This is a genomic window from Brevibacterium sp. SIMBA_078 (genome assembly GCF_046534565.1).
Taxonomy (GTDB): domain Bacteria; phylum Actinomycetota; class Actinomycetes; order Actinomycetales; family Brevibacteriaceae; genus Brevibacterium.
Genome location: NZ_JAWRYQ010000003.1, coordinates 188369 through 208804, shown reverse-complemented (window position 1 = coordinate 208804; position 20436 = coordinate 188369). Strand labels below are relative to the sequence as shown.

Genomic DNA, 20436 nt, shown 5'->3' with positions numbered 1-20436 from the left:
TGTTCGGAGCCCCGGGGCGGCCGGCGCTCACCTTCGCCGACTGGGCACGCGACAAGGCCGGAGAGTTCCGGTGAAAGGTCAGTCCCGGTCGAGACCGAGCGCCCGACGCATCGGAGCGAGCTTCGCGTTCGTCTCGTCCACCTCGGTGGCGGGATCCGAATCCGGCATGATCCCGGCACCGGCATACAGTCGGATCCGGTTGCGATCCTCGAGCTGGCCGCAGCGCAGGGCGATGCCGAACTGGCCGTTGCCGCGCCCGTCCATCCACCCGACGGGACCGGAGTAACGGCCGCGGTCGAGGGGTTCGAGTTCATCGACGTGCGCCACGGCGCTCGCCTGCGGGTACCCGCCGACGGCGGCAGTGGGGTGGACCGCTGCGGCGACGTCAAGGGCGGTGAGCCCGGAATCGGGGGAGAGGTTCGCCTGCGCATCGGAGGCCGAATGGATGACATTGGCCAAAGGCAGCAGGTGGGGGCGCTCATCGACGGTGACATCCTCGGCGACCGAACCCAGACTGCGCTGCAGGGAGGCGATGGCGAACGCATGTTCGGTGCTGTCCTTGTGTGCGCTCAGCAGCTTCCGAGCCGCCGGCATCTCCTCCATCGGGTTCTTCTCCACCCGGTAGGTTCCGGCCAACACTCGCGAGGTCACTCTGTTGTTCTCGACCCCGATGAGCAGCTCCGGGGTCGACCCGATGAGACCGGCGATATCGAAGGTCCAACAGCTCGGGTAGCTGCGGTTGAGCGCACCGAGCACCGCACGCACATCGATGTCCTCTTCGGTGGTGACGACTTCGTCGCGGGCGAGGACGATCTTGCGCAGAGTCGGATCATCCGCGAACGCATCCACCTCCGCCGAGGTATCGATCGGGGTGAGCATGTCAGCGACCTGCTCGACGAGCCGCGACCACTTCTCCGGACCGAGATCCCCGGCCTCGGCATGGGCCGATCGCACGCGCTGCAGCGGTTCGGCATGGAGGATCGGCGGCAGAGGAGGCTCCTCAGCCGTCGAGATCGAGGTCAGCCACACACGGCCGCCGCGGCGACCGAGGACGAATTCGGGGACATGGATGATCGAATCGACCGCGGATTCCCCCGAATAGGCGACCGTGGCAAAGCACATGAGTCCGGAACCGAGCAGATCGACCTCATCCTCGACCTCAGCCGCCTCGGTGATGGCCTTCCAGGCATCCGAGAGTTCGGTGAACCTCTCAGGGCCACGGGCCCGAATGCGCAGGGTGCGGCCGAAGCCGATGAGGCCGGATGTGTCGCGAACCCAGCAGGAGAAGCCGTCGGTGGGCAGCAGCTCGAGCGTCTGCTCCACGGTCGTGGGCAGACCCGATTCGAAAGGGAAGCCCGGCCCGGGATCGACGTCGTCGACGAAACGAGAGCGCACACGCAGACGCGGAGGGGCGGAGAGGATGTCGGAAGTGCCGAAAGTCGTAGTCATGTCGCCACGATTCTAGACGAGGATCGTGAGTGCCAGGGATCCGGATTCGCCCTCTCGGATGAGGTGTTGAGAGAATATGGTCATGAACCGTGCCAAGCTGGACAAACAGCCCGCCGACGTCGCGTCGATGTTCGATGAAGTCGCCTCCCGCTACGACCTCACGAACGACGTCCTCACCTTCGGAATCGCCCGCGCCTGGAGGCGCACCGTCGCCCATTCCGTGGCCGCGGGGCCCGGCGAACGCGTGCTCGACTTGGCCGCCGGCACGGGCACCTCGTCGATGACGTTCACCCACCACGGCGCCGAGGTGGTGGCCGGGGACATCTCCACCGGAATGCTCGCCGAGGGGCGCCGTCGGCACCCGCAGATCGACTTCATCTACGCCGATGCGATGGACCTGCCCTTCGCCGATTCGAGCTTCGACGTCGTGACGATCTCCTTCGGCATCCGCAACGTCCACGACGTCGATCTGGCGCTCACCGAGATGCTGCGCGTGCTCAAGCCCGGTGGGCGCCTCGTCATCTGCGAATTCTCCACTCCGACGCTCGACGCCTTCAGCCTCGTCTACAAGGAATACCTGATGAGGGCGCTGCCGGCCGTGGCACGTGCCGTGTCCTCGAACCCCGAAGCCTACGTCTATCTGGCCGAGTCGATCCGTGACTGGCCGAACCAGGACGCTTTCGCCCACCAGATCCTCGAGGCCGGGTTCGACCAGGTGAAGTACCGCAACCTCACCGGCGGAATCGTCGCCGTCCACCATGCCCTCAAGCCCGCCGAGGCGGCCGACACCACGGAGTCGACCCAGCCTTGACGATGAATGAGTTCGATGCCGAAGTCGTCGTCGTCGGTGCCGGGCCGGCGGGCTCGGCGATCGGCGCCTACCTCGCCCAGGCCGGGCACGAGGTCATCATCCTGGAGAAGTCAGGATTCCCGCGCGACAAGATCTGCGGCGACGCCCTGACCCCGCGCGCAGTCAAGGAGGCCGGCTACCTCGGTATGGAGCTGCCGGAATCCGACGGCTGGCACCGCAACAGCGGGCTGCGCCTCATCGGCGGCGGCCACCGGCTCGAACTCGACTGGCCCGAGATCGACGGCACCCCGAACTACGGGGTGACCCGACCACGGATGAGCATGGACGAAGCCTTCGCTCGTCATGCCCAGCGCAGCGGGGCCCGGCTCTTCGAACAGGTTCGCGCCATGTCTCCGGACGTGGGCGACGACGGGTGGATCCGCGGAGTCCACGCCTCCGGAACAGATCACCGAGGTCGCCGAGTGGGCCCCGAAGCCCACTTCCGGGCACCGATCGTCATCGCCGCCGACGGAGTCTCTTCCCGCCTGGCCGTGTCGATGGGGCTGGAGAAGCGCGACGACCGCCCGATGGGAATCGCCGCCCGCGCCTATCACACGACGCCACGGCATGCCGATGACTACATCGAATCCTGGGTGGAGATGCGGTCGACGAACGCGGCCGGGGAATCCGAGACCCTGCCCGGATACGGGTGGATCTTCCCCCTCGGCGACGGCACCGTGAACATCGGTGCCGGACTGCTCGACTCCTCACCCCAGTTCAGATCCGTGGATCTGCGCGCAATGATGAGCCAGTGGATCGCCGACATGGGCCACGAGTGGGGCATCGACGAAACCACCTCGCTGGGTCCGATCAAATCCGCGGCCCTGCCGATGGCCTTCAACCGCACACCGCACTTCCACCGGGGTCTGCTGCTCGTCGGCGACTCCGGCGGAATGGTCAACCCGTTCAACGGCGAAGGCATCGACTACGCCCTGGAATCCGCGCGCATCGCCGCCGAGGTGATCTCCACCTATTCGCGCTATCCGCAGTCTGTGATGCGTCGCCGGTTGGAGGAGTACCCGGCTCTGCTCGGAGACTCCCTGGGCGGGTACTTCACATTGGGACGCGTTTTCGCCTCGATCATCGGCCATCCTGCGCTCATGCAGTTCGGAATCAAGTACGGTATGGGTGTTGACGTTGTGATGGAGTTCGTCGTCAAATTGTTGGCGAACCTCTACCGCGACCCGAACGTCTCCGAGGCCGATCTCATCGACAGGATCATCTCGGCCCTGACCCGAATCGTCCCGGCCACCAGCAATGTCTGAGCGCAAGGACCACGGTGAGACCACAGTGAAGAACTCTGAGCGCAAGGGCTGCGACAACACCATGCCGACACCGACTACGACGAATGACGAGGACATGAGCCACCCAGCCTCTCCGGCCACCTTCACCGGTGACGACGCCCAGCTCGCGGCAGAGCTCTCGACTCAGTTGGAAACCGTGGAGGCCCGTCTCTACGAGGTCACCGAACAGACGCGGAGACTGCCGGACGAGACATCGAAGCATCTGCTGGCCGCCGGCGGAAAACGCGCCCGCCCGAACCTCGTGCTGCTCACCGCCCGCCTCGGCGATGCGGAGAACGACGACATCATCGATGCGGCCGTCGCCGTCGAGCTCATCCACCTCGCATCGCTGTACCACGACGACGTCATGGACGATGCTCCCGTGCGCCGCGGTGCGAAGGCCGCCCATGAGGTGTGGGGCAACTCGGTGGCGATCCTCACCGGCGACCTGCTGTTCTCCAAGGCCTCCGGCGTCACCGCGAAGCTCGGTCCCGAAGCCGTGCGCATCCAGGCAGAGACGTTCGAGCGTCTCGTCCTCGGTCAGCTCAACGAGTTCGCCGGCCCGCCCGAAGACGCCGACGAGATCGAGCATTACATCCAGGTGCTCGCCGACAAGACCGGATCGCTCATCGCGACCTCGGCGCGCTTCGGCGTGATGTTCTCCGGAGCAGATTCGGCCCTGGCCGAACCCGTCCGGGTCTTCGGCGAACGCGTCGGTGTGGCCTTCCAGCTCGCCGATGACATCATCGACCTCACCACCACATCCTCTGAGTCGGGAAAGACCCCGGGCACGGACCTGCGTGAACGTGTCCCGACCCTGCCCGTGCTCTACGTGCGGGCGGCTGCCGCCGCCGGGGATGCCACCGCCGCCGAGGTGGTCGACCTCCTCGACGCGGATCTGACCTCCGATGACGCTTTGGAAGCCGCCCGTGCGGCGCTGGCAGCGCATCCGGTGACGGAGAAGGCCCGAGCAGAGGCTGCGCGCTGGGCCGATGAGGCCAAGGCGGCTCTGGCGCCGCTGCCGGAGGGCCAGGTCAAGGAATCGCTGTTCGCCTTCGCCGACTCCGTCGTCGCCCGCACCTCCTGAGCTCCCGCCCCTCACCGTTTCTCTTCTGTCTCCCAGCCGTTTCGGCACAGGCACAAAGGACATACCGCGATGACGCATACCTCGGCTTCGGCACCGATTCGGACTCCGCAGAGGCTCGGCGCCGCCGACTGGATCGGCCTCGGCGTACTCGCTGTCCTGCTTGTCGTCGGTCTGAGCTGGTCGAAATGGCTGCCGTATTGGGACAAGGCGTGGACGATGAGCCAGACGTCCCTGTGGGACGGTGCCCCGCTGTTCGACGCCGCCGGGGACACGGTGTCGCTGTCGGGCGCGTGGGACTTCACGCTCGTGTATTTCACCGCCGTGTGGAAGGCGCTGCTGGTGGCGCTGCTCGTCGCGGCGGCCATCGACGCTCTGGTGCCGCGTGACTGGCTGCTGAGGCTGCTCAACCGTCGCAGCCACACCGGTCAGTCCCTCATGGGCGCCGCCTTGTCGACGCCGTCGATGATGTGCACCTGCTGTGCGGCACCGGTGGCCGCGGGCCTGCGGGACTCAGGCGTGCGCCGTTCGGCCGCTCTTGCCTATTGGGTCGGCAATCCGCTGCTCAATCCCGCGGTCATCATCTTCTTGGCCCTCGTGCTGCCGTGGCAGTACATGGCGGTGCGCATCGTCTTCGCGCTCCTCGTCGCGGTCGGTGCCTCTGCGCTCATCGGACGGTGGGTGAGCGGACCCGCCGAGGCGGCACCCGAGCCCGCACCCGCCTCGGCGAATCTGCTGTCTCTGCCCATGCGCTACCTACGGTCCTTGGCCAGGTTCACCCTCATCCTCGTGCCCGAACACCTCGCGCTCGTCTTCGTCATCGGGCTCATCGCACCGTGGCTGACCGGCGTCTTCGGGCTCGAAGCCCAGTTGGGTGCCGGTGCTGTGCTCATCGTGGCGGTTGTGGCGACCCTGCTGGTCATCCCCACCGGCGGAGAGATCCCGATCATCCTCACCCTTCTGCCCCTGGGCGTCGGTGCCGGTGTCACCGGTGCCCTGCTCATCGCCCTGCCGGCACTGAGCATTCCGTCGATGGTCATGGTCGGCAAGGCGATGGGGTGGAGGACGACCGCGGCGATGGGCGCCGCCGTGGCGGTGGCCGCAGTGCTCGCCGGGGGAGCGCAGGCGGTGCTGAACTGATCCACCGGCGGTGTCGGCCGCCTCGGCGAAGGTGTCGGCGAACGCGGGCTATGAGGTCAGGCGGCGCAGCGTGAGATACGACCCCAGCGCGAAGACCGCGGTGAGTCCCAGCGCCCAGCAGGCCAGGCCGATCGCCTGCGTGTTCGCCAACCACATGCCCACCTCTGCCCAGCCCTGATTCACGCTGACCCAAGCAGCTCCGGCCAGCAGCACCAAGGCGATGACGATGAGCGAGATCGTGAGGATCGGTGTGCCGAAGCGCTTCTTGACGATCGCGAACCAGAAGCCGAGGACGAACCACAGCATCGTGAGCACGAAGTAGATGAGGCCGGCGGCGAACGGGCCGTGCTCCCACACCCATGGCAGATAGGCGAAGTAGCCGCCCATACCGTAGCCGTCGGTGGCCTGTTCGATGAGCCCGAGAGCGACGAAGACCGCTGAGATTCCAATGGCACTGATCGCGGCGGCCAGCAGGGAGCCGAGGTAGAACTCCCGACGCGTGAGGCTCATTGCCTGTGAGAAGTAGAAGGTGAGGTTCATCGCCTGGGCTCCGACGACGGCGAAGTACCACAGCGGTGCCTGTGAGCCTCCGCTGTACATCGGGGAACCCGCTCCCGAGGAGGAGACGATCCAGTAGATGACGAGGGTGATCAGCCACACCCCGCCGAGGACGATGACGGGAACCCAGACGAAGGTCTGCGTGTTCGTGAACTGAAGGCGGACGACTCCCAAAGTCCGGTTCCTCGGGCGGGAGTCCGTGGCCCGGGACTGGCGGTAGAGTGCGGCGGTCATGACTGCAGGCTCCTGACGTCGGTCTCTGCTGCTGACTGGGGCGGGGCGTCTACCTGCGTGCTGCGGACGATGAGCTGCTGCAGGGAGACGGGAGTGAGATCGAGGTTCGCTTCGACGATGAATTCGTGGTCGGCTCTGCTGAGGCGACCGAGCATCGTCACCGAGGCGACCCGACCGAGTGATTCGCGGTGGATGACCTCGCGGCCCGACGCGAGGCGGTTGATCGCGTCGGCGTCGCCGACGACGTTGACCGCACGACTGCGGACCTCCTCGGTGGACTCATCGATGATGACTCTGCCCCGGTCGATGACGATGACGTTCTCGATGAGATCGGCGACCTCGTCGATGAGATGGCTCGAGAGCACGATGGTGCGCGGATGCTCGGCGTAGTCGGCGATGAGACGATCGTAGAAGGTCTGACGTGCGACGGCGTCGAACCCGAGGTAGGGCTCGTCGAAGAAGGTGATCTCGGCGCGGGAGGCCAGGCCGATGATGACGCCGATAGCCGACTGCTGGCCACGAGAGAGTTTCTTGATCACCGTCTTCAGCGGCAGGCGGAAGTCGGCGATGAGCTCCTCGGCCAGGCCCTGGTCCCAGTGCGGGAAGAACAGCCGGGCATTCGCCAGAGCGTGACCGGCATTGGAGTCCTCCGGATACTTCTGGCTCTCGCGGACGAAGCACATGCGGTTGAGCACGCGAGCGTTCTCATACGGGTCCTCCCCGAAGACCTCGACCTCGCCACTGGTGGCGAAGTTCTGGGCGGTGAGGATCGACATCAGTGTCGTCTTGCCGGCGCCGTTGCGCCCGAGCAGCCCGTAGATCGAATCCTTCTCGATGGTGAGGCTGACGTCATTCAGCGCGGTGGTGTTCTTGTACGTCTTGGTGAGGTGGCGGACCTCGACGACGGAGTCCATAGGGTCATCCCTTCGCTGCGGTCGGATCGAGTGCGGTCGGATCGGTCGTGGTCGGATCGGTCGTGGTCGGATCGAGTGCTGTGGTCAGGTGGAGTTCTCGGGAGCGCTCTTCGATGAGCGCGATCACGTCCTTCGACCCCAGCCCGAGGCGATTGGCCTCATTCAGCAGGGGGCTGATGAAGTTCTCGGAGAAGGTGGTCCGGTGTTCGTTGATGAGCAGAGCGCGGGCCCCCTCGGTGACGAACATTCCGATGCCGCGACGCTTCTCCAGCACGCCTTTGTCGACGAGCCGGTTGATGCCTTTGGCGGCGGTGGCCGGATTGATGGAGTAGAAGGTCGCGAGCTCGTTCGTCGATGGTGCGCGGGAGAGTTCGGGCAGGGTGCCGTTGAGGATCGAGTCCTCGACCTTCTCGGCGATCTGAGTGAACAGGGGTTTGGCGTCGTCGATCACTGTCGGCTCCATGTGAGTTGGTTAGTTACTTAACTAATGAACCATGGTGCCGAGTATGTTGTCAAGAGCCGGAGACGATCCGACCGGATAATCCCGGACCCGCCCCAATTACTACCTGACGGCGGCCCAGCAACCTCGCGCGAGGTTGCTCAGCCGCCGTCAGGTAGTAATGGAGGGGTGCTGCGGGGTCGGGGCAGGGTCAGGAGCGGCGTCGGCTGTGGCGGATCATGTCCGTGCACAACAGGATCACGGCGATCCAGATGACGAAGAACCCGATCCAGCGGGTCGTCGACATCATCTCGCCGAGCACCGTGACGCCGAGGGTGAATTGGATGGTCGGGGTGAGATATTGGAGCATGCCCACCCAGGACAGCGGGATGCGGCGGGCGGCGGCGCTGAAGAGGATGAGCGGGATCGCGGTGGCGGGCCCGGTGATGATGATGACGAAGACGTGCCAGCCGCCGAATCCGGAGAACGTCTGCAGCCCCAGCGAGCCGAGGACGATGAGGTAGATCGCCGAGGGAACGGCGAGGACGAGGCTTTCGACAGTCATGCCTTCGAGTGCGCCGACTCGGCTGCCGACCTTGTTCTTCACCAGCCCGTAGAGGCCGAAGGACAGGGCGACGGTGAACGCGAGGTAGGGGACTCGGCCGAGTCCGATGCCGACGATGATGACCGCGAGCAGACCGAAGCCCACGGCCGTCCACTGCAATGGGCGCAGCTTCTCGCCGAGGAAGATCACGCCCAGGCCGATGGAGATGAGCGGGTTGAGGTAGTAGCCGAGTGAGATCTCGACGAGCTGGTTGGTTTCGACCCCGTAGATGAACGTCGTCCAGTTGATGGCGATGAGCACCGATGCCAGAAGCAGCAGGCCGAAGAGCCGCGGCGAGCGCAGAATCTGCCAAGTGCGCAGGAACCCGCCGGTGAAGACGAGGAGGATGGCGCAGAAGCCCAGCGACCAGATGACTCGGTGGGAGACGAGTTCGAGAGCGCCGGTGGGGGCAGCGGCGGCGAAGAGCAGCGGCATCACACCCCACAGCAGGTAGGCGGAGAATCCGTTGATCAGGCCGGCACGGCGAATTGCGCTCTCATCGGGGGCAGGGTTCTGGCTCACAGGCTTCAGTCTAGCGAGGACAGGATGCGGTGGAGGCGGCGACGCCGTCGGTGAGATGGCGGTGCGGGGAGGCCTGGTGTCTGCTTGTCAGGCGGCGACGGTGCGAGTTTAGTCACGTCATTGTAAGGATGACCTACATTGACGATAGACTCGAGGTGACTGAATAGAGAGGTGTGAGAATGACTCGTCCCTTCCGGGTGGCCATCGTCGGCGCCGGTCCTGCTGGGATCTACGCGGCCGATCTCATGACAAAGGCGGAGCGTGACTTCGATCTGAGCGTCGATCTCTTCGACCGTCTGCCGACTCCCTTCGGACTCGTCCGCTACGGAGTCGCTCCCGACCACCCGCGGATCAAAGGCATCATCAACGCCCTGATCAAGGTCCTCGACCGAGGCGACATCCGCCTGTTCTCCAATGTCGAGTACGGAGTCGACCTCCACCTCGAAGAGCTCACCGACCGCTATGATGCGGTGATCTTCTCCACCGGCTGCTTCGTCGACGCAGCCCTTGACCTGCCCGGCATCGATCTGCCCGGATCCTATGGTGCCGCGGACTTCGTCAACTGGTATGACTCGCACCCCGATGTCCCGCAGTCCTGGCCGCTGGATGCCGAGCGCGTCGCCGTCATCGGCAACGGCAACGTCGCCCTCGACGTCGCCCGCGTGCTGGCGAAGCAGGCCGACGACATGCACACCACGGAGATCCCCGACCACGTGTATGAGGGGCTGAAGTCCTCGAGGGTCACCGATGTCCACATCTTCGGCCGTCGCGGACCTGCTCAGGCTAAGTTCACCCCGCTTGAGCTACGCGAACTCGGCGCCGTCAAGGACGTCGACCTCATCGTCTACCCGGAGGACTTCGAGTTCGACGAAGGGTCGATGCAGGCGATCGAGTCGAGCAACCAGACCAAGCAGGTCGCGAAGACGCTCACGGACTTCACCATGCGTGAACCCACCGGAGCGAAGCGGCGACTCCACCTGCACTTCCTGCACTCACCGGTCGCCATCCTCGGCGAGGGCAAGGTGACGGGGCTGCGCACCGAACGCATGGAACTCGACGGCTCCGGCGGTGTCAACGGCACCGGCAGCTTCCACGACTGGGAGCTCGACGCCGTCTACCGTGCCGTCGGCTATGCGGGCACTCAGCTGCCGCAGCTGCCTTTCGACGATCGCAAGCGTGTGATCCCGAACCACGAGGGTCGCGTCGTCGACTCCGATGACCAGACCGCGGCCGCCGAGGCCGATGTCGTTCAGGGCGTGTACACCACTGGGTGGATCAAGCGCGGACCCGTCGGGCTCATCGGCCACACGAAGGGCGATGCGCTCGAGACCATCGGCCACATCCTCGACGACCGTGCCGCCGGTGCGCTCACCGATCCGGTGTACCCGGACGAATCGGCCATCATCGAACTCCTCGAATCCAAGGGCGTCGACTACGCCGATTGGGAGGGCTACCACCGCGTCGAGGCCGCTGAGAAGGCTGCCGGCGAGGTCGAGGGACGTGAGCGGATCAAGCTCGCCACCCGTGAAGCCATGCTCGCCGAGGCGCGCGGACACGTCACCGCCGAATCCGTCGGCCAGCCGACGGCCGGCAGCTGAGGGTTCGGAGCATTTCGCGACCTTTCCTCCACTCCGGGGGCCATCAGGCACCGGCAGTGACTTCTCTTCCCGTTGCAGCGGGTGGACGAGTCGCTGCCGGTGCCTGATGCTTCCGGCGCGTAGAGTCGGAGACGTCCAGATCACGCCAGCGCGCACCAAGTCACCTCAGCGCGCAGCAGATCGCACCAGCGAGCGTGAACCATTGCACTGACGGCCGGCAGGGGAGACCGCGTGAGAAACGAATCTCAGCTCAAGACGATCGTCGAACGTGCCTATGTCGAACGGCTCAACGCCTGGCAGACGGCGGCGGTGCGGATCAAACACTGGCTGACCGAACAGCAGAAGGGCCTGCTCAAGGACAAGGACATCTCCCGCCTCGACGTCGACGGTCATCGGATCAAGGACGCGGCACGGACCCTGGCGAAGCTGACGGAGAAGACCGACGACGACCCGGATCTGACGATCACCTCCGCCGAGGATGTCGAAGACCAGATCCGCGACATCGTCGGCGTCAAGGTGCTGTGCAAATCACCGCGCGATCAGTCGATGATGTTCGCCGCGCTGCGCGATCCCGAGCAGCTGGGCGCCTTCGAACTCATCGAGTGGAAAGACTACACGGATCCGCCGAAGGCCAGCGGGTACCGTGCCTGCCACGTCATCCTGCGCATCCCTTCCGACCAGGGGCCGCCGGTATTCGCCGAGATCCAGGTCAAGACCCGGCTCCAGGACGCCTGGAGCGAGCTGACCCATGAGGACATGTACAAACCCGGCGCGGCGATGAAGCCGAGCAAGCTGCACGGCGAATTCGCCCGTGCCATGGCGAACATGCTCGCGACCGTCGATGACATGGCCGATACTCTGGCCGTCGAGCTCACCGCGCTGACGAACCCGGAACCGGTCGTCGAACTCGACGAACTGCGGGAACAGGACACGGGCATCGACGTCCGGGTCCGTGCGACCGGCCCGAAGTACGCGCTCGCCGTCGACGGCTCGGGACGCCAGGGCCTCATCCCCGCCTTCGCCATCCGCCGACTCAGCGGCCAGAAGGGCACCATCAAGGTCAATGATTTCATCCACCTCGACGATCGCCTCCGGGTCAGCGTCGAAGAGGACTCGAAGGGTCTGTACTACATTCCGCTCGAACTCCCCGAGCACTGACCGGCCTCTTTCGGGTCACAGCGTTACGGGCGAATACGACACCGGCCCGGTCCGCACTCAGCAGTGCGGACCGGGCCGGCATGGGGCGATGGTGATCAGCGGTAGTTCGTGAACTGCAGGTCGACGTCGAGGTCCTGTCCCTTGAGCAGGGCGATGACTTCCTGCAGGTCATCACGCTTCTTCGAGCTCACGCGCAATTCGTCGCCCTGGATCTGGGCTTTGACGCCCTTGGGGCCCTCGTCGCGGATGATCTTCGAGATCTTCTTCGCATTGTCCTTGTCGATGCCCTCTTTGAGGGATGCATCGATGCGGTACTCCTTGCCGGAGGGGTACGGTTCGCCGTCCTCGAGGGACTTCAGCGAGATTCCGCGCTTGACCAGCTTCGACTGGAAGACGTCGAGAATGGCCTTGACCCGGTCCTCGCTGTTGGCTTTCAGCTGCACGGCTTCGCCGCTCCAGGCGATCGACGCATCGGTGCCGCGGAAGTCATAGCGGGAATTGATCTCCTTCGCGGCCTGGTTGAGTGCGTTGTCGGCTTCCTGCCGGTCGACCTTACTGACGATGTCGAATGAGGATTCGCTGGCCATGAATGCTCCTTTGTCTGCGATCGTTGATGCCCTTTGGAAACGGGCGTGGCTGTTGCCCCCGAGTCTAGTCGAGGCTCCGAACTGTGATCTGCGTCTACCGAGTTGGTGATTCGGGTCCGAGCCTTGTATTCTTTTCAGGTGCTCATCGAGCGCCACCTGCGGCAGATTGCCCGAGCGGCCAAAGGGAGCTGACTGTAAATCAGCCGGCATTGCCTTCATAGGTTCGAATCCTATATCTGCCACGCAGAAGGAAGCGGTCCCGCGACTTGTGGAAACACAGGACGCGGGGCCGCTTTCAGTTTCCCTGCACCAAGTGCGTCAGAAGAATAGGTCGCATTCGGACTCTTGAGCAGAAACATAGGTCAGCATCGGACATTTCCGGCGCCGAAAAGTATCCGATGCTGACCTGAATCTGGGCCGTGGGCGATTGCGTCGAAGTCCTTGCGGACCGCATGCCGGTGCGCCTACCGTGTGAGGACACGAGACCGCAGCGTTGGGCCGAAACGCCGGGCTTTGGGCAAGACTGCGGGAGGAGCGAACCGATGAGCGATGACACGGACGACGCGCAGTCGCCTCGGCGTCTGAATTCACTCGAGGACCGAAACGCTGTCGTCGAATCCGCTCTCGACCGAGCCATCAAGCGCGGGGACTTCGACGATCTGCCGGGCCTCGGCAAACCGCTGACCGGTCTGCACGGCTCATCCGATCCCGACTGGTGGATCAAGCAGAAGATGGATTCCGAGGGCATCAACGGTGTCGCTCCGGCCGCCTTCCAGCTGCGCAAGGAGAACGCCGTCCTCGAGGACACCGTCGACGCCTTCACCGAAGAATCTGACGTCCGCGACTACCTCGCCGGTTTCAACGCCCGGGTGCGGGAGGCCGTGATGGATCTGCGCGAGGGTCCGCCCGTGTTCACTCCGCCCCGCAACGTGGAAAACGAGATCGCCGCATGGCGGCGACGTCGGGATGTGAAGAAGAACGACTCCGTCACCGAGGCGGAACCGGGGGGTCAGCCCGCCGGTCCGGAGTCGGTGGGTTCACCTCGGCGATGGTGGAATCGTTTCCGTCGCTGATGCGGGGTCGGGCATCGGCAGCCACACCAGTCGTATGCAGGTCGTGTCCGCAGGCGTGCATATGTCCGTTCGTCGAGGCGAACGGCTCATCCGTCTACTCGGTCACCGGGAGAGCGTCCATATCTCGGCGCAGCAGCACCGCCGGAGCGGCGGCCGGCTTGTTCGGGTGCGATCCGCGCAGCACGGCCACCACCGAGGTGGTGCCCACACCTGTGGTCACCTCGAGATCGAGCCCGGACAGGGCATCGAGGACCGCCGCCTGCGTGCGGGGCAGATCGAGACCGACCACTGGGAACGTCGCAGCTCCTGCAGCGCCGGGAGCAGAGCCCGGCCATCGGCGAGCAGATCGTGCATGGTGGCCTTTCCGGTGGGGAGTCAGCGTCGTCGGGGCGAGGGCCCCCTGGCAGTCGGCAGAGTGGTCAGAGCAGGCTGACGAGCACGCTGGCGATGACGACGGAGCCGGCCGACACCGAGGTGAAGCCTCCGACGAGCATGGGCGGAAGCATGACATTGAGCAGCGCTTCCTTCTCATCGTCGTCGCGGGCGATGGACCGGGCGACCTCATTGGTGAGCAGATAGTCGGCCGGGAAGCCGTACATCGCTGTCAGCGCCACCGACATGCCCAGCGGGGCCTTCCAGCGCAGCAGCTTCGTAGCGACGAAGCCGCCGATGACGATGCCGGCACCGCCGACGACGAGGATGGTGATCGTCGGCAGGAACGCGTTGATGACGTCCTGCACGGACGCGGAGACCAGCGGGGCCATGACGATCGCGATGACGCCAGCCATGGCGACACCGAAGGAGTTCGACCGCTCCATGGCTTTGTCCGGTGAGAGACCGATCGCGGCCGCGGCGATGCCGAGCAGGAGGGCGAGGATCGAGGACGGGATGTGCGTGGGCACGGCCAGCAGCGTTGCGATCGATCCGCCGACGAGGATGAGGAAGAGCATGAACAGCTGATTGTCGACGAGGAAGGACGGCAGGGTCACGAGCTTCTTCTTCTGCGCGGCCTCCTCTTCCTCTTCGTGATGGGCGGCGGCGAGCTCGTGGAGTTCGCCGCTGTCGCGCAGCTTCGTCGCATAGCGGCGGAGCAGGAAGTTCGTCAGCGGCATCGACGGCAGGGATTGGAGCATGAGCACGAGCGCGGGGAGGACGATGATCGCCGAGGCGGCCCCCTGAGCCGTGAGCCCCTCGGTCGTCAGGCTGGTGGCGACGATGCCGCCGGCCAGCGGTCCGGAACCGGCGACGAAGGTCTCGAAGCCGAAGATCGGGGCGACGACTGCGAGGATGAGGAGGACGGCGACGAGCATGCCCGAGACGGCGATGATCACCGAACGCCACTGCTTGGCCATCACCCGCAGCGGGATGAGCGTGCCCATATGGAACAGCAGCGGAGCGACGAGAATCGTGTAGATCTGCACGAGCATCGAATCGTCGATGATCGACTCCGGAACGATGCCGATCTTGGCGAAGACGAAGATGCCGAGCATTGCGACCAGCAGACTGGGGATCCGCGCTTTCGACCAGATCGAGACCAGCTCGCCGAGAGCGATGAAGGCGAGGACGATTGCGGCAGCGAAGATAGGTTCCATGGACGATCCTTACAGTCATTGAGTGAACCAGCTCACAAGATACTACGTCGCGGGCCGCGCTCGAATATTTCGGCGAGATTTCCTGATAGCCGGGACTTGACCGTTGCAGCGGGGCGGCGGTCATCGAGGGCAGGGCATAGGCTGAAGGCATGAGTTTTCTGCAGTTCCTCCACGAACGAGGCATCGTTGAACGTCCCGGCGCGGGGCGCCGGCCGCTGGTGGTCGCGCATCGAGGGTATTCGGCGGTCGTGCCCGAGAACAGTTTGGCCGCGGTCGATGCCGCGCGAGCCCTCGGCGTCGACTTTATCGAGGTCGATACCTCGACGAGCGCCGACGGGGTTCCTGTGATCCTGCACGATGCGGATCTGGACCGGACCACCAACCGCAAGGGCCCCGTGGCCGGCCTGACCGCCGAGGAGCTGTCGTTCGTCGATGCGGGATCATGGATGGGCCCCGGATTCCACGGAGTGCGGATCCCCACCTTGGCCGCCGTGATGCGCGACATCCAGCACCGAGGCGGCGAACTCCTGCTCGAGCTCAAGGGGGAGTGGTCCTCCGGTGCGGTGGCGCGGATCGCCGAACTCGTCGTTGAGACCGGCATCGCCGACCGCATGATCGTCCAATCGTTCAACATCGAAACGCTTGAGACCTGTCGGGATATGCTGCCGATGGCGGCTCGCTTCCTGCTGCGCATGGTTCCCAAGCCCGAGGACATTGAGATCGCTCGCGAACTCGGAGCGGTGGCGATCAATCCTTCGTACAAGGGTTTCACGATGCGCAGATCGGTGGTCACCGAGATCATGGACAACGACCTCGGCGTCTTCGTCTGGACTGCTGACGAGATGAACGAGTGGCGGGAACTCCTCACCGCCGAGGTCGACGGGATCATCACCAATCATCCCGGTCGTCTGCAGGGCTTCCTGGCGGGGCGCTTCGACCCGGTGCAGTAGGGGTCTCCTCCGGCGGTGAGGGTGACTCTGCGCCGTCTGCGGAATGCACCAAGACGGCACCGAGCGCGTGTGAGTGACGTCACTTCGCCCTGATTTGCCCTGGCAGCGCGAACCCGTGTAGATTCTTACCTGTTGCCCCGATAGCTCAGTCGGCAGAGCATCTCCATGGTAAGGAGAAGGTCAAGGGTTCGATTCCCTTTCGGGGCTCTCGTGCCGCCTCGAATGCGGCGCTGGGGCGGGGTAGCTCAGCTGGTTAGAGCGCACGACTCATAATCGTGAGGTCGGGGGATCGAGTCCCCCTCCCGCTACCATTCGAAGAACCTCCATCCACTGGATGGGGGTTCTTTTCATTCACAAGTTCGCCAAGCAGTTCGGCCAATGACACGCCAAGCGCGTTTGCGATCATCATCAGCTCGGGTGCAGTGAACGGCAGTACGCCACGCAGGCGCTTAGAAACTGCCGACTGGCCGACTCCTAAGAGTTCTGCAAGCCAAATCTGCCTCAGGCCTTTACGTGCTAACCATGCTCTGACTTCGCTGCTGACTTTTAGGTTGGCTGTTCGTTCTAGATCAGTTGCTGGTTCTGTCGATGTGCTCATGTGGCAATTATATCCCCCGCGTGCACTGGCACATAGCCCCATGGACAAAAATATTCGACACAGGACATTTCTAGCTTGTGAAATAGTCCCCACAAGACTACCGTCGTCCCTATGAGCTATCAAATGGTCCTGAGGGGCAACATCAAAGCAGCCATGGCGCGGCGCGACTGGCTAGGACAGAAAACTGCAGAATCAATCGGGCTGACACCGGCGACATTCTCATCTCGGCTACACGGTCGTACTGAGTGGCGGATGAACGAACTTGTCGGTCTTGCAAAGGCACTCGACATACCTTTCTCGAGCCTCGTCGAAGGGGTCGATTCGGAACTGGCGGTGTCAGCATGAGCACTGAGCTTGTGAGCCAATTTTCAGCAGAAGAGGCTCGAGAACTCACAGACGAACTCAGGGCCGACTATGGGTCTCTTCAAGTCAAGATCTCAACCGCTTGGAGTGGGCGTATTTGGCTTGCCCTGGGCTACGAATCTTGGCAGGACTACCTTGACGAAGAATTCCGAGACGTGAGTTTGCGACCGCCTAAGGAACTTCAAGAGCAGGTAATTGCGGAGCTGCGTGAAGCGGGGATGAGTACTCGCGGGATTGCGTCAGCGACGGACCTGAGCCAACCAACCGTAGTCCGCAGACTGAGCGTTCCAGGTGATTCAAATGAATCACCTGAAAAGAACGAACCTGTAATTGGTCTGGATGGAAAGCGTTACGAACGCGAACAGCCTCCAAAACCGCCTGCCACGACGAACCATACGACAGAGAACATCGTGGATGCTGAGATCATCGATGATGACGATCTCGGTTACCGTTCTGTCACCGATCTCGGGCTCGAACCAGCAACCGTGAATCTCAACCCAACAGGGAACACGCTCGGACGTGAACATGTCATCCGCGCGATCCATGATCTTCACTTCGGTGCCTCGTCACCACTGACGATGGTCAAGAAGAAGTCCAAACTCCTCGAAACCGCGTTCGCTGGGGGGATGGGCGATTTGGAAACTCTCGACGCCGACACGCTCCAAAAGCTTGGGCAAGATGTCGCCGATACCGTCGCTGTGCTGTCTGACCTGCTGGCCTCGATTGCGAACCAACGGGCCACCACATTCACCGACGCTCTCTCCGATACCGACACATCGGGGTCGATGACGAAAGCGATCCGGCACTTGCAGATCATCACCGGAGGACGGAAGAACTGATGAAGGAATCCCGCACCAACATGCCCGAAACCACGACTTCGCCACATGACGTTGCGCCGCAGGACGTAAAAGGGACCGCACCCGTAGATGCGGCCCCCGCCAGCGCCATGGAAGAGCTTAATTTCTACAACACCAGCACCGCCGAGAATACACGGTCGGAGGCCACTACGTCTGTGACAACACCACGGCGAATCGATCAGGCTCGGTCGTCGAAATCACGGATCAATCCAGATGACCCGGTCTTCGTCCGAGTCATCACGGTCGGAGTCGGCTTCGCCGGGCTCGTCGCGTTCGGAGTCTCCTTCGTGACGCTAATGGAAGTCGGTGCCTGGTTGGGACTGCCGAGGTGGATGCACTGGGCCGTGCCCGCCTTCATCGACACCGCGATCCTCGTCTACGCCGGATCTGTACTCATCCACAAGACCCGAGGCGAACGCACCTGGCCATCATGGTTGCTCCTGGGCACCTTCACCGCCCTGTCGGTGATTGCCAACGCCGCACACGCTCTGGCCTACGGGCAAGCACAGACAGCCTGGCAGGGCATCATCGGTGCGGTGATCGCTGGCATGGTTCCCATGGCCGTGTTCGCCGCGACGGAGCAGCTCTCCCGCGTGGCCGTTGAGGACCCCATCTCACGCCGTCACGAGCTCGAGGCACAGGCAACGTGGTTGGCCGAGCAGGCCGAGCGCGAGCGGAGGCAGCTCGAGGTTGAAGCTGAACGCGAGCGAGCACGCCAGGAAACCGAGATCGCCAGAGAACAGCACGTCACCCAGCTCGAAATTGTTCGTGCTCAGCGTGAAGCTCTCGCCACTCAAGCGGCACAAGCCGCAGAGCGCGGCGAGGTCTTCGCACTGCCACAGTCGCCCAAGCTGGCCAGCGTGCCCGCGCCATCAACCGAAGAGCCTGCAACGGAACCGTCCCCCGAGCCGAAGCCTGCCGCGCCGAAGCCGAGGAGCAGCGATCTCAATGAGGTGGTGGAGTTCATTTCCACGCGGACGGAACAGGACCTGGACACGTCCGGAGCCGATCTCGCGAATGAGTTCGGTTTCAGCGACAAGACGGGACGCCGCCGCCTGTCGGCACTGCGCAAGTCCCACCCGCACATCTTCACCGGAGACAACGATGGCTGAGAGCACCGCGGCTCAAACTAAAGACCACGTGATGCTCGGTCGAGCTGAGCAACGGACCCGGTGGCCGATGCGCATGGGCGCTGTCGGTGCATTGACGGGTAAAGCCGTCAGCGAGGACATCGCTGGCCGATACCAGCCGGTGACGGTGTATCAACACAAGTCTTCAAAACTGCGACAACTATTGGGCATCGGAGGCTGGATTGCTGGCGTAAGCTATGTGGTCGCTTTTCTGACGCAGACCCCGATTCTCGTCGATGCCATCGACTGGGTGCGAGAGGCACCGGCAGAGCAGGTGGCCGGAGAAACCGTGACCCTCGTGATCGTCTGGGGAACCTGCAAGATCATCGGACGCGCTATTCGCATCGGCCAAAACCGAACCCGCCTCGTCTACATCACCTCAGCAGACGACGAACAGGTGAGGTCACCGCAACCATTGCTCTTCATCGAGTCCGGGACGGGAAACACCCGGGCCGAGGCCAACACGGAAGACGGAGGCAACCAATGAATGACCGTGACAGCATTCTCCGGCGCGAAAACAACCGTGCTCTGGCTGCAGGGAAGATCACAGCCGACGGCAGGCACGGTTCAGCGGACGGCCACCGCGCTATTGCCCCCATCCACTCCACATCAAGACGCAGATGCCCGTGCTGCGGGAAACGCGCCACCCATGTGGGACTCGGCGACGGGTGTGCGCTCATGTCCGGATGCGAATGGAGGGTACGCCGATGGGTGAAGACGGGATCCGTCCAATGAGCGCCCAGAACGAGGACGTGATGACAATGCAGTCACAGAGCACCGATGAAGGCATCGAAGTGCCAGGGCAACTCGATCTACTCAATGAGATTCCAGGTGAAACACGAGGCTCTGCCACCGGCAGTGAATACAGGGAGGAGAGCAATCATGACGGTAGCCAGCCAGCACACCGACCGCATCACCATGGCACGGCGTGATGCCGCTGAATGGGTACGCCGTCAAAGTGATGAGAGCACGCGGAACACGGACCAGATGAGCGTGTTGCGAGTCCTGGCTGCGAGCGTGAACGAACAGTGGGAAAGCGACTGGACCACAGAAGACCTCGCCACAGCAACTGGCCTGACCGAGGACGTTGTGAAACACCATCTCGACCTGCTAGGCGAACAACACGCGGTGTACCGATTCGCGATCAATCCAGACGGGCGACCGGCAACGGTGCCGTTCACCCGGAACAGGTTCTACCCGCAACGAGCGAATGTATGGGGGCGTGAACCATGGCTGTGGAGATGATGACCTGGGCCAGGCGGCAGGTATTCCCAGCGTATGACCTCAACGGGTCAGAACGCTTCGTGCTGTTCCTCCTGGCCGATAACGCGTCGTGGAGTGATGAGGTCGAACAGTGGTACGCCTACCCTCTGTTGAAGACTCTCGTTCGAGATTCCGGCCTGTCTCAGTCGACCGTGCAGAGAGCATTGGCACGGTTCGAGGAACTCGGGCT

20 protein-coding genes, 3 tRNA genes and 3 pseudogenes are annotated in these 20436 nt (G+C 63.8%); 17 read left to right on the top strand and 9 right to left on the bottom strand.

From position 1 onward, the window contains the following. Positions 1 to 78 precede the first annotated feature (78 nt). Complete coding sequence (locus SB749_RS12800; RefSeq protein ID WP_410710635.1) at positions 79 to 1449, bottom strand: isochorismate synthase MenF; 1371 nt, start codon at positions 1447 to 1449, stop codon at positions 79 to 81. 82 nt (positions 1450 to 1531) lie between these two features. On the opposite strand from SB749_RS12800, the gene SB749_RS12795 reads away from it, so the two are divergent. The 4 genes from SB749_RS12795 (at position 1532) to SB749_RS12780 (ending at position 5806) form a co-directional block, all read left to right on the top strand. Further along, positions 1532 to 2260, top strand: a complete 729-nt coding sequence (locus SB749_RS12795) for a demethylmenaquinone methyltransferase (RefSeq protein ID WP_410710634.1) — start codon at positions 1532 to 1534, stop codon at positions 2258 to 2260. A gap of 2 nt (positions 2261 to 2262) precedes the next feature. Further along, complete coding sequence (locus SB749_RS12790) at positions 2263 to 3564, top strand: geranylgeranyl reductase family protein (RefSeq protein ID WP_410710977.1); 1302 nt, start codon at positions 2263 to 2265, stop codon at positions 3562 to 3564. A gap of 94 nt (positions 3565 to 3658) precedes the next feature. Then, positions 3659 to 4669, top strand: coding sequence for a polyprenyl synthetase family protein (locus SB749_RS12785; RefSeq protein ID WP_410710976.1), 1011 nt, complete (start codon positions 3659 to 3661; stop codon positions 4667 to 4669). A 69-nt stretch (positions 4670 to 4738) separates the two neighbouring features. Continuing rightward, positions 4739 to 5806: a permease gene (locus SB749_RS12780; protein ID WP_410710633.1), complete on the top strand. Its 1068-nt coding sequence runs from the start codon at positions 4739 to 4741 to the stop codon at positions 5804 to 5806. Positions 5807 to 5854: 48 nt separating this feature from the next. On the opposite strand, the gene SB749_RS12775 is transcribed toward SB749_RS12780, so the two are convergent. The 4 genes from SB749_RS12775 to rarD all read right to left on the bottom strand — a co-directional run bounded on the left by SB749_RS12775 (position 5855) and on the right by rarD (position 9077). Continuing rightward, entirely contained in the window at positions 5855 to 6598 is a 744-nt protein-coding gene (locus SB749_RS12775) for a hypothetical protein (RefSeq protein WP_410710632.1), read from the bottom strand. Next, positions 6595 to 7512, bottom strand: a complete 918-nt coding sequence (locus SB749_RS12770) for an ABC transporter ATP-binding protein (protein WP_410710631.1) — start codon at positions 7510 to 7512, stop codon at positions 6595 to 6597. Before SB749_RS12770 ends, SB749_RS12775 begins: the two co-directional genes overlap by 4 nt. 4 nt (positions 7513 to 7516) lie before the next feature. Beyond that, on the bottom strand, positions 7517 to 7963 hold the full coding sequence (locus SB749_RS12765; protein WP_410710975.1) for a GntR family transcriptional regulator: 447 nt from the start codon (positions 7961 to 7963) through the stop codon (positions 7517 to 7519). A 199-nt stretch (positions 7964 to 8162) separates the two neighbouring features. Then, the gene (gene rarD / locus SB749_RS12760; RefSeq protein WP_410710630.1) at positions 8163 to 9077 is read right to left on the bottom strand and encodes an EamA family transporter RarD; all 915 of its coding nucleotides are present in this window, start codon (positions 9075 to 9077) and stop codon (positions 8163 to 8165) included. 179 nt (positions 9078 to 9256) lie between these two features. On the opposite strand from rarD, the gene SB749_RS12755 reads away from it, so the two are divergent. Both SB749_RS12755 and SB749_RS12750 read left to right on the top strand, forming a co-directional pair. Beyond that, positions 9257 to 10675: an FAD-dependent oxidoreductase gene (locus SB749_RS12755; RefSeq protein ID WP_410710629.1), complete on the top strand. Its 1419-nt coding sequence runs from the start codon at positions 9257 to 9259 to the stop codon at positions 10673 to 10675. A gap of 231 nt (positions 10676 to 10906) precedes the next feature. Further along, positions 10907 to 11833 carry a GTP pyrophosphokinase family protein gene (locus SB749_RS12750; protein ID WP_410710628.1) on the top strand — a complete coding sequence of 309 codons (927 nt, stop codon included), beginning with the start codon at positions 10907 to 10909 and terminating at the stop codon, positions 11831 to 11833. 95 nt (positions 11834 to 11928) lie between these two features. On the opposite strand, the gene SB749_RS12745 is transcribed toward SB749_RS12750, so the two are convergent. After that, the gene (locus SB749_RS12745; protein WP_167194552.1) at positions 11929 to 12420 is read right to left on the bottom strand and encodes a YajQ family cyclic di-GMP-binding protein; all 492 of its coding nucleotides are present in this window, start codon (positions 12418 to 12420) and stop codon (positions 11929 to 11931) included. 160 nt (positions 12421 to 12580) lie between these two features. Between SB749_RS12745 and SB749_RS12740 the strand changes: the two genes are divergently transcribed. Together SB749_RS12740 and SB749_RS12735 are read left to right on the top strand one after the other, a co-directional pair. Then, positions 12581 to 12662 (top strand) — tRNA-Tyr (locus SB749_RS12740). A 300-nt stretch (positions 12663 to 12962) separates the two neighbouring features. Continuing rightward, entirely contained in the window at positions 12963 to 13493 is a 531-nt protein-coding gene (locus SB749_RS12735) for a DUF1992 domain-containing protein (protein WP_410710627.1), read from the top strand. 7 nt (positions 13494 to 13500) lie between these two features. Here the strand turns inward: SB749_RS12735 and SB749_RS12730 are convergent. Next, positions 13501 to 13847: pseudogene (locus SB749_RS12730) on the bottom strand (M20/M25/M40 family metallo-hydrolase); the annotation flags it as partial. Positions 13848 to 13912: 65 nt separating this feature from the next. Then, positions 13913 to 15085 (bottom strand): hypothetical protein, encoded by a 1173-nt coding sequence (locus SB749_RS12725; protein WP_410710626.1) that lies wholly within the window; start codon positions 15083 to 15085, stop codon positions 13913 to 13915. Positions 15086 to 15234: 149 nt separating this feature from the next. Here SB749_RS12725 and SB749_RS12720 point away from each other — a divergent pair, with 149 nt between their 5' ends. The 3 genes from SB749_RS12720 to SB749_RS12710 all read left to right on the top strand — a co-directional run bounded on the left by SB749_RS12720 (position 15235) and on the right by SB749_RS12710 (position 16346). After that, the gene (locus tag SB749_RS12720) at positions 15235 to 16035 is read left to right on the top strand and encodes a glycerophosphodiester phosphodiesterase (RefSeq protein WP_410710625.1); all 801 of its coding nucleotides are present in this window, start codon (positions 15235 to 15237) and stop codon (positions 16033 to 16035) included. Between the two features lie 134 nt (positions 16036 to 16169). Further along, positions 16170 to 16242, top strand: a tRNA-Thr gene (locus SB749_RS12715). A 27-nt stretch (positions 16243 to 16269) separates the two neighbouring features. Then, a tRNA-Met gene (locus tag SB749_RS12710) sits at positions 16270 to 16346 on the top strand. A 32-nt stretch (positions 16347 to 16378) separates the two neighbouring features. Here SB749_RS12710 and SB749_RS12705 read toward each other — a convergent pair. After that, positions 16379 to 16633, bottom strand: a pseudogene (locus tag SB749_RS12705) (helix-turn-helix domain-containing protein); the annotation flags it as partial. A 111-nt stretch (positions 16634 to 16744) separates the two neighbouring features. Here SB749_RS12705 and SB749_RS12700 point away from each other — a divergent pair. The 6 genes and pseudogenes from SB749_RS12700 to SB749_RS12675 all read left to right on the top strand — a co-directional run. Further along, entirely contained in the window at positions 16745 to 16978 is a 234-nt protein-coding gene (locus tag SB749_RS12700; protein ID WP_410710624.1) for a hypothetical protein, read from the top strand. Further along, entirely contained in the window at positions 16975 to 17835 is an 861-nt protein-coding gene (locus SB749_RS12695; protein WP_410710623.1) for a hypothetical protein, read from the top strand. Before SB749_RS12700 ends, SB749_RS12695 begins: the two co-directional genes overlap by 4 nt. A 173-nt stretch (positions 17836 to 18008) precedes the next feature. Then, complete coding sequence (locus tag SB749_RS12690; RefSeq protein WP_410710622.1) at positions 18009 to 18965, top strand: DUF2637 domain-containing protein; 957 nt, start codon at positions 18009 to 18011, stop codon at positions 18963 to 18965. Next, the gene (locus tag SB749_RS12685; RefSeq protein ID WP_410710621.1) at positions 18958 to 19470 is read left to right on the top strand and encodes a hypothetical protein; all 513 of its coding nucleotides are present in this window, start codon (positions 18958 to 18960) and stop codon (positions 19468 to 19470) included. The genes SB749_RS12690 and SB749_RS12685 overlap by 8 nt, the downstream gene beginning before the upstream one ends. Positions 19471 to 19865: 395 nt before the next feature. Beyond that, entirely contained in the window at positions 19866 to 20228 is a 363-nt protein-coding gene (locus SB749_RS12680; protein WP_410710620.1) for a hypothetical protein, read from the top strand. After that, positions 20213 to 20428 (top strand): annotated as a pseudogene (locus SB749_RS12675) (helix-turn-helix domain-containing protein); the annotation flags it as partial. The gene SB749_RS12680 and the pseudogene SB749_RS12675, both read left to right, overlap by 16 nt. Between the last annotated feature and the right edge of the window lie 8 nt (positions 20429 to 20436).